The organism is Micromonospora sp. NPDC002296, from assembly GCF_040296145.1.
Lineage (GTDB): Bacteria > Actinomycetota > Actinomycetes > Mycobacteriales > Micromonosporaceae > Micromonospora.
This window is the reverse complement of record NZ_JBEOWQ010000083.1, coordinates 1-13,284: the sequence shown is the minus strand read 5'-3', so window position 1 is coordinate 13,284 and position 13,284 is coordinate 1. Positions and strand designations below refer to the sequence as shown.

Below are 13,284 nucleotides of genomic sequence, written 5' to 3'. Positions count from 1 at the left end.
CCCGTTTAAAAACCCCCCGCCCCCGGGGGGGCCGGGGGGTTTTGGGGGGGGGGGGGGGGGGGTTGGGGGGGGGGGGGGGGGGCCCCCGCCCCCCGCCCCCCGCCGACGGCGCGGGTCAGCAGACCGTTACCGGGTGGTCGACGACGCCGTCGAAGAGGTAGCCGAGGTCGTTGGGGCGGGCCCGATCCGGCTGGGCGGCCCCGGTTACGTCGGTGGCCCGCGCCCGTAGCGTCGCCGGCCCCGGCCCCGACGGACGCCAGCGCGCCGTCCAGCGCTGCCACGGCCCGCCCGCGTCCCCGGCGACCAGCTCGGCCGGCCGCCAGCCGTCGTCGCCCGTGTGCACCTGCACCGAGCGGATCGGGCCCCCGCCCGACCAGGACCGGCCGCGCAGCAGCACCTCGGCCCCGGCCGGGACCCGGGCGTCCCAGGGCAGCTCGAAGGCGCTCTTCACCGACTGGGGGCCCAGCTCCCCGCCGCCGTCGGGCTGGCCGGGGCCGAACATGCGGTAGAGCTGGGTGTTCCACGGCGAGAACAGCGGGACGGCCGACACCTCCACCGGGCCGACCCACTTGACCGAGGAGATGCCGATCCAGCCCGGCACCACCACCCGCACCGGGAAGCCGTGGTCCGGCGGCAGCGGCTCGCCGTTCATCTCGTACGCCAGCAGCACGTCGTCGAGGGCCTTGCCGATCGGCAGCGGCCGGCGGACCCGGCCCAGGTTCACCCCGCCGGTGACGTAGTCCGGGTCCAGCCCCTCCGGCATCACGTCGACCGCCGTGCCGGTCAGCCCGGCCCGACGCAGCACCGTGGACAGCCGCACGCCCCGCCAGTGCGCCACCCCGACGCCGCCCAGGCCCCACGCCACTCCGGGGGAGGGCCCGTCCTGTTGTCCGGCGAAGAACCGGCGGGCGTTGCCGGCGCACTCGACCAGCGCGGTGACCCGCTCGGCGGGCAGCCGGCGCAGGTCGTCGTAGCCGAACTCGACCGGCCGGTCCCGGGTGGGCGTGCCGTGCAGGCCGTCGCCGAACAGGCTCAGCCGCCACGTGTCGGGGTCGATCAGGGGGGTGCGGGTGTGGTTGCGGACGAAGAACCGGTCGGTGGGCACGACGTACCCCTGCCCGGCCATCGCCTCCCAGCGCATCTCGGCGTTGGTGTCGTGCCGGGTGAACAGCCGGTCCGGCAGCGGCTTGACCATGCCCGCCCCGGTGGCGTCCCGTCCGGGGTCGGCGCCGACCGGGTCGGCCGCCATTGCGACCGGCTCGCGTTCGCCGGCGGCGGCGGCCAGGGCGGTCATCGCCGCGCCCAGCTCCAGCAGGCGGGGGCGGGGCACGCCCGCGCCCCGGGTGCGGCCGGCCAGCCACTGCCGGGCCCGTCGGGCGTCGTGGTCGGCTTCGTCGTACGACAGGGAATGCGGCATCGGGGGGATCCCTCCGGCTCGGCGACACGAACTCCTATTGAATCAGTAGGAGTTGGTGCCGGGGTGGCGCCGCGCGGCGGGAACCGCCGACCCTTCGGCCGAGCCGACCGGCGCCGCTCAGGTCGCCGCGGCCACGACGGTGATCACCCCCGCGACCACCAGCACCCAGGCCCAGAGCCGGTCCACGTTGAACCAGGCCCGCCGCAACACCCCGACGCCGAGCACCTCGTACACCGCCACGGCCGCGGCCAGCGCCACGCCGAACATCGCCACCGTGTGCACCCCGGCGGCGGCCAGCCCGGGCAGCGCGCCCGCCGGGGTCGCCGACAACTGCCCGGCGTGTCCGGCGTGTCCGGCGTGCCCGCCGGCCGTGACCGGCTCGGCGAGCAGCACCGGCAGCAGCATCAGCCCGGCGCCGTGCGCCGACGACATGAGGAACGACCACCCGGCGAGCTGCGCGTTGGACGGCCGCATCCCGGCCCACCGGAAGTGCCGCCGCGACAGCAACTGCCACAGCCCGAACCCGACCAGCAGCACCCCGCCGACGATCGCCACGGTGGTGCTCGCCACGACCGACCTGGTGGCGCTGACCAGCGCGGCCACCAGGCCCACCGAGGCGAGGTGGCCCAGCGCGATGGGCAGCAGCGACGTCACGAGCATCCGCCTGCTGCGCTCCTGAAGGCCCCGGCCCACCGCGAACAGCCAGCCCATGGCCGGGTTCAGCCCGTGGAACGCGCCGAGCCCGGCCAGCGCCAGCCAGGCCGTCCCGGTCACGGGAAGCAGTACGAGTCGGAGGACGCGTCGCCGCCCTGCAACCGGGTCTGGTGCACCCGCAGCCCTCGGAACTCCTCCCCGCGCGGGAAGAACCGCGGGTCCGGGGTGAGCCCGCCGGCGTCGGAGTCGACGTCCAGCTTGGCCAGCCAGGCACCCACCCCGTCCGGGTAGAACTGGTCGTCCCACGAGCCGTAGAGGGAGTTGGACACGTACACCCGCCGGCCGTCGCGGCTGATCTCCACCATCTGCGGGCCGCCGGCGAGGGGCTCGTCGGGGAAACCCGGGTGGGGGGTGCGCCGCACGATGCCGCCGAGGCGCACCGACCCGGTCTGCACGGGGTGGAACGGGTCGCTGACGTCGTACTGGCGCAGCTCGCCGGTGCCCCAGCAGGAGACGTAGAGGAATCTGTCGTCGACCGACAGGTCGATGTCGGTGACCAGTGGCGGGACCGCCCCGAACGGCTTGAGCAGGTCCGGCAGGTCGGCCGGGTCGGCCGGCTCGGCCGGGATGTCGATCACCTTGGTCACGGCCCAGGCGTCGCCGTCGCGGTGCCACAGCCAGACCGAGGCGGACAGGTCCTCCACGCTGATCACCACGCCGACGAACCCGTACGTCTTCGTCGGGTCGTGCGCGGGGCGCAGCTCCAGCGGCATCTGGTACGCGTCGCCGAGGTCGACCCGCTGCACGTGCCGGCGCTTCGCCAGGTCCCAGAAGTGGATGGCGTGGCCGTACTTGCGCCCCAGCAGCAGCTCGCCGACGATGCCGTCCTCGATCATCGACGGGGTGCCCCACTCGCTGGTCACCAGCACGTCGTGGTTGTAGTGCCACCAGAAGTCGTACGCGAGGAACTGCGGCCCCCGGTCGGCCTCCCACGCCCGGCGGACCTCGAAGCTGGTGTGGTCGAGGATCGCGATGCCGCCGGGGCCCTCGGCGCCGTCGGCGCCGCCGAGGGCGGACAGGTAGATCCCGTCGGGGCCGCAGTGCACCGTGTGCGGCCGGGAGTAGCCGGCCCGCTGCGCCAACTCCTCCGGGCCGATCACCTTGACCAGCCTCGGGGCGCGCGGGTCGGGCTGGGTGTCGTACACGTGCACCCGCGACGAGCGCAGCCCGGGCACGATCAGGTAGCGCCGCTCGACGTGCGGGTGCGGCGCGGTCGGGCAGAGCGCGCTGCTGCACGCGTTCCACCCGAAGTGGTGCACCTCGTCGCCGGTGTGCGGCAGGTCGGTCCAGCCCACCACCCGCCCGTACTCGGGGGAGGCGGGGTCGGTGTCGAGGACCGCGATGGCGTCGGGACGGGCCGCCGAGCGGTCGAAGGCGGCCACGTAGGCCAACTTCTCGGCGGGGGCCCGGGCGGCGTCGCGGGGCGAGGGATAGAAGGACGGGTCGGGTGTCCAACGGCTCATGGCGGCTACCTCCGGGGTCGGCGTGCCGGACCGATCGCATCGACGCATCTCAGCGAGCGGAGACAGCCTACTGACCCGACGGGCCACCGTGGTTAACGCATCGTGCCGACTTCCCTGCCCAGGGTTGCCCGGTGGGAGCGGCCTCTCAGGCGTCCCGGTGGGCGGCGAGGAAGTCGGCGAGCACCCGCGTGTGGGTGGAGAAGGCCAGCTCGGCGGGCTCGGTGAGCACCAGCCACTCGGTCGCCTCGTCGGTCGGCACGGACGGCGGGAGCTGCCCGGCCGCCCGCTCGGGCAGCGTCCCGAAGACCATCATGGTGCCCCCGGCCGGGGCGCTGTGCACCGCGAACAGCTCCGCGTCCCCGGCCGCCGCGACCAGCCCGGTCTCCTCCCGCAGCTCCCGGACCAGGGCGTCGCGCCACTCCTCGCCGTACTCGATGAAGCCGCCGGGGAGGGCGAGCAGCCCGCGCGCGGGCTCGATGTCCCGGCGCACCACGACCACGCCCAGGCCGGCGTCGGTGCGTACCGGCAGCACCGCGACCGCGACCGGCAGCGGGTTACGCCAGACGGTGTGTCCGCAGGCCGCGCAGGCCCGGGGCCAGCCGCTCCCCGCCGGATAGGCGATGCCGCAGGAGGAACAGTGGGAGTACGGTGCGCCGGTCATGCCGCTGCACGTTACCGCCCCGGCCGCCCGGCCCCCGCCGGGGTGGCCGCGAAGAGCCGGCGGGTGATCCACAGTGGCGAGGTGACGGCGTTGCCCATCACCACCGCGTGCGCGCCCGCCGCGAACGCCCGGCCGATCTCGTCGGTGCTGCGGTACCGCCCCTCGGCGAGCACCGGCACCGCCACCGCCGCCGCGAGCCCGGCCACCAGCTCCAGGTCCGGCCCGTCCCGGCGGGGACTCGCCGCCGTGTACCCGGACAGCGTGGTCGCCACCGCGTCCGCCCCGGCCCGCACCGCCGCCACCCCCTCGGCGACGGTGGAGACGTCCGCGAGGACCAGCGCGCCGGCGGCGTGCACCGCCGCGACCGTGTCGGCGAGGACCCGGCCGTCGGGGCGCGGCCGGTCGGTGCCGTCCACCGCGACGACGTCCGCCCCGGCGGCGGCCACCTCCACCGCCAGCTCCGGGGTCGGGGTGATGAACACCTCGGCGTGGCCGTGCTTGTACAGCCCGATCACCGGCACGCCGACCGCGGCGCGGATGGCGGACACGTCGGCCGGCCCGTTCGCCCGGATCCCCACCGCACCGCCGGCAACGGCGGCGGCGGCCACCCGGGCCTGGACGTACGGGTCCCGCATCGGGTCGTCGGGCTCGTCCGGCAGCGGTTGGCAGGAGACCACCAGCCCCCCGGCGAGCGAGTCCAGAATTTTCACGTCCTCAGTCCTTTCCCTCTTCGATGGCCGGCCGGCCCGGGTCCGCCGACGCGGCGGCCGGGTCCCCGGTGGCGAGCCGGGCCGCGCCGACCACGACCGCGTCGGTGCCCAGCGCGGCGGGCAGCAGCGGCACGCCCGCCCAGCCCGGCGGCAGCTCGGCCGCGTAGGCGGCGGTCGCGGCCGGCAGCAGCGCCCCGCCCGCCCCGCCGGCCACCAGCACCACCTGCGGGTCGAGCGTGGTCACCAGCCCGGCCAGGGCCGCGCCGAGGCTCGCGCCGGCCCGCTCGACCACCTCCCGGGCGGCGGCGTCCCCGGCCGTCGCCCGCTCGGCCACCTCGCGCCCGGTGATCCGCTCGCCGGTACGCAGGGCGTAGCCGGCGGCCAGGCCGGTGCCGGACGCGACGGCCTCCAGGTGCCCGTACCGGCCGCACCCGCAGCGCAGCCGTCCCGCCCCGGGCGCCGGCAGGTGGGCCACGGCGCCGGCCGCGCCCCGGGCACCGGGGTCGATCCGGCCGTGCCGGACCAGCGCCCCGCCGAGCCCGGTGCCGACCGCCACCAGCAGCAGGTGCCCCCGGCCCCGGCCGGCCCCCGCCCAGCTCTCGCCGAGCGCGGCGGCGTGCACGTCGTTGGCGACCCGCACCGGTCGGCCCAGCCGCCCGGCCAGCTCGGCGCGGACGGCCGTGCCGGTCCACCCGGGCAGGCTGTCCGTGGCGTACCGGATGTCGCCGGTCGCCGGGTCGACGGTGCCGGCGGTGCCCACCCCGACCGGCCGGTCGGCGGCCTCGGGGATCAGTTCGGCGGCGAGCCGGGCGGCGGTGTCCAGCACCGCGCCCGGCCCGGACCCGGCGGGGGTGTGCGCCCGCAGGCGGCGCAGGACCGTGCCGTCGGTGGCGACCAGGGCGGCCAGCGTCTTGGTGCCGCCGATGTCGACGCCGACGGTGGCGTGGGCCGGGGAGGTCATCCCTTCAGGCCGGTGTGCGCCAGGCCCTCGACGAACTGCTTCTGCGCGATCACGAACACCGCCAGCACCGGCAGGGCGGTCATCGACGCCGCCGCGAGCTGGACGTTCCACATCGGCCCGCCGTACGCGTCGACGAACTGGGTGAGCGCCTGCGGCAGGGTGAACTTCTCCGGCGAGGAGAGGAACACGATCGGTTCGAGGTACAGGTTCCAGCTGTGCAGGAAGGTGAAGATGGCCACCGCGCCCAGTGCGGGGCGGGACAGCGGCAGGGCGATCTTCCAGAAGGTGGCGAACCGGCCCAGCCCGTCGACCCGGGCCGCCTCCTCCAACTCCCCGGGCAGGGCGATGAAGAACTGCCGCATGATGAACGTGGCCAGCACGCTCGGCGCCCCGAAGATCGGTACCAGGATCAGCGGCCAGTGGGTGTCGACCAGCCCCAGCTTGAAGAACATCTGGAACAGCGGGACGATCGTGACCTCGCTCGGGATGAGCAGGCCGGCGAGCACCACCAGGAACAGCACGTTCTGGCCCCGGAACCGGATCCGGGCGAAGGCGTACCCGGCCAGCGCCGCCACGGCGAGGGTGCCCACGGTGACCACCAGGGCGATGTAGACGCTGTTGAGGTACTGCCGCGCGAACGGCTGCAACTCGAACACCCGCTGGTACGCCTCCAGCCGCGGGTTCGTCGGCCAGAGCTGCGGCGGGAAGGCGAAGATGTCCGCCACCGGCTTCAGCGACGAGGTGACCATCCACCAGGTGGGGAAGACGAACGGGATCGCCAGGACCATCAGCACCCCGTAGAGCACCAGCTTCGTCCTGGGCGACAGGTCACGACTCATGGAAGACCCATCTCTTGCGCATCTGCCACTGCAGCACGGTCAGCGCGAGTACGACCGCGAACAGCACGATCGACAGGGTCGCGCCGTAGCCGAAGTGGTGGAACTGGAAGGCCTGCTGGTAGAGGTAGTAGACGAGCACCGTGGTCGAGGTGCCCGGGCCACCCTGGGTCAGCACCGCGATCTGCGCGAACACCTGCAACGAGCCGACCACCGTGATGATCGACGTGAGCATGATCGTCGGGCTGATCAGCGGCACGGTGATCCGCCAGAACTGCCGCATCCGGCTCGCCCCGTCCACCTCGGCGGCCTCGTACAGATCGCCCGGCACGCCCTGGAGGGCGGCCAGGAACAGCACCATGTTCAGGCCGACGTTCTTGAACACCTGCACGACGACCACCGACAACATCGCGGTGCCCTCGCCGCGCAGCCAGTTCGGGCCGTCCACGCCGATCGTGTCGAGCAGCCCGTTGATCCCGCCGTTGTCCTGGAGCAGGAAGCCCCACACGATCGTCCAGGCGACCAGGGAGACCACCACGGGGGAGAAGAACAGGGTGCGGAACACGATGGTGCCGCGCAGCTTCTGGTTGAGCAGCACGGCCAGCATCAGCGCCAGGGCGAGGTTGAACACCACCAGCCCGACCGAGAACAGCCCGGTGGCCTTCAGCACCCCGCCCAGGTTGGTGTCCTCGGCGAGCTGCGTGTAGTTGTCGCCGCCGACGTAGTCGAACGTGCCGGCGAGCACGTTCCACTCGTGCAGGCTGTACCAGACCACCAGGACCAGCGGCAGGATCACGAACACGATGCTGCCGACGAGCTGCGGGGCGACGAACAGGTACCCGGCGAGCTGGTCGCGCCGGCGGTTGGTCCACCACGGCGGGCGGGCCCGGCCCGGGGCGGGCCCGGTCTTGACGACCGGGCCCGTCCTGGTGTCCGTCGGGGACATGGTCACTTCGCCAGCAGCGGCTGGATCTTGGCGCACACGCCGTCCAGGACCGCCTTGATGTCGGCGTTCGGCTGCCACAGCGGGTCGAGCCCGGCGCGGACCTGCTGGCTCAGCTCGGCCTGCCCGGCGTGGTTCGGCTTGACCACGCCGCTGGTGATGCCGTCGATGACGACCTTCTGCAACTGCTCCGGCTTGAGCTTCGGGTTCGTCTTGCCCAGCGTCTCGGCGGTCAGCAGCGACTGCCGCGGCGGCGGGAAGAACTGGGCCAGCTTCGCCGAGTTGGTGGGGTTGGTGAAGAAGGCCAGGAACTCGGCCGCCTCGTCGGCGTGCGGGCTCTTCTTCATCACCCCGAGGCCGGCCTGGCCGAGGACCGAGTAGTTGCCCTTCGGGCCGGCGGGCAGCGGCACCAGGTCCCAGCCGAAGCCGCCGTCCTTGAGCAGCGACGCCCGGGAGATCTGGGTGACCGTCATGGCCGCGTCACCGGCGAAGAAGTCCGCCGTGGTGCCCGGTCCGGGCAGCGCCTTGTCGGTGAAGATCCCCTTGTGCAGGGCGGTCATCGCCGCGACCATCTCCGGGGAGTTGAAGCCGCAGGACTTGCCGTCCTCGCTCCACGCCTGGGCGCCCCAGCCGGTGAAGAAGGTCGACAGGTTGTCCCAGCCCTTGTAGTCGAAGTCCCGGATCACCAGGCCGGCCTTGCCGGACTTCGTGGCGGACGCCGCGGCGGTGGCCAGGGCGTTGTCCCAGTTCCACTGCCCGGCGGCGATCAGCTCGGCCGGCGTCTTCTGCCCGGCCTTCTTCACCATGTCGGTGTTGACGAACACCCCGAACGGAGAGTTGGAGAACGGGTACGCGTACAGCTTCCCGTCGTCCTGCCAGAGCTTCGTGGTGGCGGGGGAGAGGTCGTCGTAGCCGTACCCCTCGGTCTTCTTCAACGTCTCGTCCAGCGGCAGCAGCGCGCCGGAGGACACGAAGTCAGGGGCCGAGTTCTCGAACACCCAGGCCAGGTCTGGGGCGTTGCCGCCGGCGATCTGGGTGGTCAGGGTGGTGGTGTAGTTCTCGAACGGCAGCGGGTCGAAGGTGATCGACTCCACGTCCGGGTGGGACTTCTTGTACTCGTCCGCGATCTCGTTGAACAGCTTCAGGTGCGCCTCGTTGGCGGACCAGACCGTCATCCGCAGCTTCGCCGGACCGCTGTCGCCGGCGTCGTCCCCGCCGCCGCAGGCGGTCAGGGCGAGCGTGCCGACCAGCGCGACGGCGACGCCGCGCAGGGCCTTTCCTGCTCTCACAATTTTCTCCTCACCGGGGGGGTGTTTCAGTAGCCTGCGATCTGCGGCCAACGCAGTTCCACGCCGGCCGTTGTAAGGCGGTCCTGGAAATCGGCCAGCAGACGGGGGGTGTCGCGGACCGCGCGCGGGGACTCGCCCCGCTCCAGACAGAAGTCGGCGAGCAGGCCGGCGACCTCGCCGACGTTCCACTCGACCGGGTGCAGCCGGTAGCTGCCGTTGGTGACGTGCGTGGTGCCGATGTTCTTGCCGGCCGGCAGCAGGTTCTCCACCCGCTGCGGGATCAGCGCGCCGAGCGGGATCTCGAACGGGCAGGACCCGACATCGATGTAGTTGTCGCCGCCGGTCGACGGGTGCAGGTCGATCCGGTACATGCCCACGCCGATCGAGTCGGGGTAGCTGACCGCGCCGTGCTCGCCGCGCACCGCCAGCGACAGGTCCTGCTCGACGACCGTGTACTCGGCCCGGATGCGCCGCGACTCCCGGATGTACGGGGCCTGGGCCAGGCCGTCGGCGCTGCCGGTGACGTCGCCGCGCAGCCGCAGCCCGGGGAATCCGGTGCCCCCGTCGGGCCGGGGCGCCTCGGTCTGCATCCAGTACAACACCGAGTACGACAGCTCCCGCGCCTGCGACAGGTGCCAGGACGCGTTCGGCACGTCGATGACCGAGCCCTCGAAGTAGTCGATCATCGGCCAGTTCACCAGCGTGATGTCGCTGGCGTACGCCCCGTCGACGAAGTTGCGCCGGGCCGCGATCCGCCGGAACGTCCACAGGTTGCCGTCGCCGGGGTCGAGCCGCTGGTCGGCGTTGACCGCCCGGGGGTCGTCGTCCGGGTTCGGGGTGAAGCTGCGCTCGACGATCTCCAGCGTCCGGGGGTGCGGGGACCGCCAGGACAGCAGCCGGTCGCCCCAGAAGTCCGGCTTGTAGTCGCGCCAGAAGTCGTACCCGGCCGGGCGGTCGATGGTGTGGTCGCCGTCGACGTGGTCCAGGGCGAAGCAGACCGACAGGGCCTGCATGTTCATCGGCTGGGCCTCGGCCGGCGCGCTGGGCTCGCCGGTCTCCTCCCGCGACTCGAACCCGGTGACGTACTCGACGCCGGCCAGCGGCAGCAGCTCGCCGGTCTCGGTGGCGTCCAGCACGTACGGGGCGGTCAGCTCGACAAGCTCGTCGGGGCGGTCGCGGTGCACGACGGTCACCCCGGTCACCCGGTCGCCGTCGGTGGCCGCCGAGACCGGCCGGTACGGCTGGAGCACGGTCAGCCGCCCGGATCCCCGGTGCGGCGCCAGCATCTCCTCCAGCACCGCCACCGCGACCCGGGGCTCGTGGCACAGCCGGCTGACCCAGCCGGCCCCCGGGTTGAGGTCGGTCCAACCCCGGGACCGCTCGGTGAGCGGGAAGTGCCGCCGGTAGTAGTCCCGGATCCCGGTGCGCAGCTCCCGGTAGCTGGCGGTGACGCCGAACTGCTCGACCCAGGAGTGCTCGTCCGGGGGGACCGCCTGGCTGGTGAGCTGCCCACCGAGCCAGTCGAACTCCTCGGTCAGGATGACGCTCCGGCCGGCCCGGAGGGCGGCCAGTGCCGCCGCCACCCCGCCCAGCCCGCCGCCGACGACGAGGACGTCCGCACGCATCGTTACCACTTACTTCCTTCCAGTTGGGCGATCGCCGCTCAGGAGCGGCCGACCGCCGGATCGGGGGCGCCGAGGGTGTCCCCCTCGACCAGTTGGCACGGCAGCAGGCGCTGCCCCACGCCGTCGGCGCTGCCGTCGATGACCGAGGTCAGCACCTCGACCGCCTGGCGTCCCATCTCCTCGCGGGGGATGTGGAAGCCGGTGAAGGTGAGGTCGGTGGGCAGCGGCACGGTCGGGTCGCCGAGGGTCACCACCGACAGGTCGCCGGGCACCGTCAGGCCGCGCCGCCGGGCGGCCAGTTCGAGGGCCACCGCCGTGGCGAAGTCCTCCACGAACACCGCGGTGGTCTGGTCGGCGCGCAGGTCGTCGAGGATGACGTCGGCGTCGCGCCCGGCGGTGGGCAGCTCCCGGGCGCTCTCGGCCGCGCCGCCGTGGGCGGCGAAGCCGCGCCGCCGGTCCTCGGACGACTCGGCGTGGGTGCCCATGGACAGGTACGCCAGGCGGCGGTGCCCGTGGCCGAGGGCCCGTCGGGTCAGGGCGTCGACCGCCGCGGCGTAGTCCGCGCCGACGTACGGGACCGGGCCGCCGGCGTCGTTGCGCCGGCCGACCGCCACGTACGGGAAGCCGTCCCGGTTGAGCCGGTGCAGCTCGGCGGCGTCGATCTCCCGGCCGAGCAGGAGGCAGCCGTCGGCCAGCCGCAGCCGGTTGTCCTGGTGGAAGATCCGCCGCCGCCCGTCGACGACCGGGGCGCTGGTGAACAGCAGCAGGTCGCAGCCGACCCGCTCGGCGTACTCCTCGATGCCGAGCAGGAACGGGTGGAAGAAGTCCCGGCTGCCGCTGGGGAACGCCGGCTCGTAGGTGAAGACGCCGATGATCCGGTTGAACCGGGCGGCCAGCCGCCGGGCCACCGGGTCGGCGGCGTAGCCGGTCTCCTCGATGGTCCGCAGGACGCGGTCCCGGGTCTCCGGCGCGATCCGCACGTCGGCGTCGGAGCGGTTGTTGAGCACCAGGGACACGGTGGCCTGACTGACGCCAGCCAGGCGAGCGATGTCACGTTGGGTGACACGGCGCGGCGAAGAGGGCACGGGGGAGGCCTCCGGTTGGTGCTAATGCGTATTAGCGATCGGCGTTGGAGAGGACTCTCGCCCCCGACCCGGGGAGATGTCAAGGGCTCTCCGGAGATTTCTTCGCGATGAACTCCCTGAACTAATGCGTATTAGCTCGCCGGCGCCCGGGGCCGCCGACGTGTTTTCGCCCCTCGCGGCCGTTTCCCGCCGAGATCGACCCGGCCCCTTGGCAGCGGGCCGGCCGGGCGGCGAACATCGGAGAAAAATAGATGCTAATACGTATTAGCATCCTTCGACGACTGCGCTGCCGTCCCGCCGGAGCGCACCTCAAATCACCCTGAGTTACGTCGATGGGCGCTTTCGAGAGCCAGCTCTCCCCGGATCAGGCGCGCAGGGCCGCCCGGGCGTCCATCAGGGCGAAGCCGAGCAGGTTGTCGCCCCGCCAGCGGGCCGGGTTCTCGACGGCGGGGTCGTCCGCGGCCAGGCCGACGCCCCACACCCGGTCCACCGGGCTCGCCTCGACCAGCACCCGGGCATCGGTGGCCAGCAGGAACGCGCGCAGGTCGGCGTGCTGGGCGAACTTGGCGACGCTGCCGGCGACCACGACGTCGTACCGGTGGGCCGCCCAGACGGCCTCGTCGAAGCGGCGGACCCGGCGGCCGAGGGCCTTGGCCCGCTGCGGGTGCCCGGCGGCGAGGACCTGCTCCGCCACCGCGTCGTCGCCGAAGAGGACGGCCTTGCTCCACATCATCCAGTGCTCGGCGGTGTGGAAGACCCGACCGTCCACGGTGAACGGCGCGGGCCACCACTGGCTCAGGCAACCCGTCCCGACGGACCCGTCCCGCTGGGGCCGGTGACCCCAGAAGTGCAGGTACGTCACCGGCTCACCGGCGCGGTGCAGGGCCACCAGGTCGGCGACGGATCGAGGCGACATGGCCGACAGTCTGCCCTGCGCCCCCGACACCGCGCCGCCGAGTTTCCGCGGTCCCGCCGGTCACCTCGGCCGCCGCGCGCTCGCCGGCGCGCACCGCGCCCTCCAGGTAGCCCGCCCAGCCGACCGCCGTCTCGGTGCCCGCCCAGTGCACCCGCCCCACCGGTGGGCGCAGCGCCGGCCCGTAGCCGCGCCACGAGCCGGGGGTCAGCACCCCGCAGAAACACCCCCGGGTGTACGGGTCGGCCGACCAGTCGTACTCGACGAACCCGTCCGGGCGGGCGGCGTCCGGGCCGACCATGGCCACCAGCGCGTCCAGCACCGCCGCCCGCCGGGCGTCCGGGGACATCCCGCGCAGCTCACGCGCCTCGTCGCCGTAGCTGAACGCGGTCAGCACCCCGCGCGTCGAGTCCGGGGTGCCGTTGTCCACCGTCTCGGTCACCGGACCGGTCGCGCTGGTGCCGACGCCCGAGAGCCCGCCGGCACGCCAGAACGGCTCCGGGTACAGCGCGTGCACCTTCACCGCCGAACCCATCGGCATCCGCTGGGTGAGCCCGTCGCGCAGCGCCGGCAGCGGTGGGTCGTACCGGATCCGGCCGGCCAGCGCCGGGGCCACGGCGACCACCGCCGCGTCGGCGGGGTACGCGTCCCGGTCGGTGCGCACCAG

General features: G+C 73.6%; 13 protein-coding genes. All 13 read right to left on the bottom strand.

The window, feature by feature from the left end; genetic code table 11:
• Positions 1-115 precede the first annotated feature (115 nt).
• Positions 116-1,417 carry a sulfite oxidase gene (locus tag ABT023_RS28255; RefSeq protein WP_350889641.1) on the bottom strand — a complete coding sequence of 434 codons (1,302 nt, stop codon included), beginning with the start codon at positions 1,415-1,417 and terminating at the stop codon, positions 116-118.
• 117 nt (positions 1,418-1,534) lie between these two features.
• Positions 1,535-2,191, bottom strand: a complete 657-nt coding sequence (locus ABT023_RS28250) for a hypothetical protein (RefSeq protein ID WP_350889639.1) — start codon at positions 2,189-2,191, stop codon at positions 1,535-1,537.
• Complete coding sequence (locus tag ABT023_RS28245) at positions 2,188-3,594, bottom strand: selenium-binding family protein (RefSeq protein ID WP_350889637.1); 1,407 nt, start codon at positions 3,592-3,594, stop codon at positions 2,188-2,190. The genes ABT023_RS28250 and ABT023_RS28245 overlap by 4 nt, the downstream gene beginning before the upstream one ends.
• A gap of 145 nt (positions 3,595-3,739) precedes the next feature.
• Positions 3,740-4,255, bottom strand: coding sequence for an NUDIX domain-containing protein (locus tag ABT023_RS28240; RefSeq protein WP_350889636.1), 516 nt, complete (start codon positions 4,253-4,255; stop codon positions 3,740-3,742).
• 11 nt (positions 4,256-4,266) lie between these two features.
• Positions 4,267-4,965 (bottom strand): N-acetylmannosamine-6-phosphate 2-epimerase, encoded by a 699-nt coding sequence (locus ABT023_RS28235; protein ID WP_350889635.1) that lies wholly within the window; start codon positions 4,963-4,965, stop codon positions 4,267-4,269.
• Positions 4,966-4,969: 4 nt separating this feature from the next.
• The gene (locus ABT023_RS28230) at positions 4,970-5,926 is read right to left on the bottom strand and encodes an ROK family protein (RefSeq protein WP_350889633.1); all 957 of its coding nucleotides are present in this window, start codon (positions 5,924-5,926) and stop codon (positions 4,970-4,972) included.
• Positions 5,923-6,765, bottom strand: a complete 843-nt coding sequence (locus ABT023_RS28225) for a carbohydrate ABC transporter permease (RefSeq protein WP_350889632.1) — start codon at positions 6,763-6,765, stop codon at positions 5,923-5,925. Before ABT023_RS28225 ends, ABT023_RS28230 begins: the two co-directional genes overlap by 4 nt.
• Positions 6,755-7,708 carry a carbohydrate ABC transporter permease gene (locus ABT023_RS28220; protein WP_350889631.1) on the bottom strand — a complete coding sequence of 318 codons (954 nt, stop codon included), beginning with the start codon at positions 7,706-7,708 and terminating at the stop codon, positions 6,755-6,757. Before ABT023_RS28220 ends, ABT023_RS28225 begins: the two co-directional genes overlap by 11 nt.
• Before the next feature lie 2 nt (positions 7,709-7,710).
• Entirely contained in the window at positions 7,711-8,994 is a 1,284-nt protein-coding gene (locus ABT023_RS28215) for an ABC transporter substrate-binding protein (protein ID WP_350889629.1), read from the bottom strand.
• 26 nt (positions 8,995-9,020) lie between these two features.
• Complete coding sequence (locus ABT023_RS28210; protein ID WP_350889642.1) at positions 9,021-10,619, bottom strand: FAD-dependent oxidoreductase; 1,599 nt, start codon at positions 10,617-10,619, stop codon at positions 9,021-9,023.
• A 38-nt stretch (positions 10,620-10,657) separates the two neighbouring features.
• The gene (locus ABT023_RS28205) at positions 10,658-11,704 is read right to left on the bottom strand and encodes a LacI family DNA-binding transcriptional regulator (protein WP_350889627.1); all 1,047 of its coding nucleotides are present in this window, start codon (positions 11,702-11,704) and stop codon (positions 10,658-10,660) included.
• 364 nt (positions 11,705-12,068) lie between these two features.
• Positions 12,069-12,620, bottom strand: coding sequence for a riboflavin biosynthesis intermediates N-glycosidase (gene ybiA, locus ABT023_RS28200; protein WP_350889625.1), 552 nt, complete (start codon positions 12,618-12,620; stop codon positions 12,069-12,071).
• Positions 12,571-13,284 (bottom strand): flavin monoamine oxidase family protein (locus ABT023_RS28195; protein ID WP_350889623.1); only part of this gene is annotated, 714 nt, incomplete at its 5' end. The genes ABT023_RS28195 and ybiA, both read right to left, overlap by 50 nt.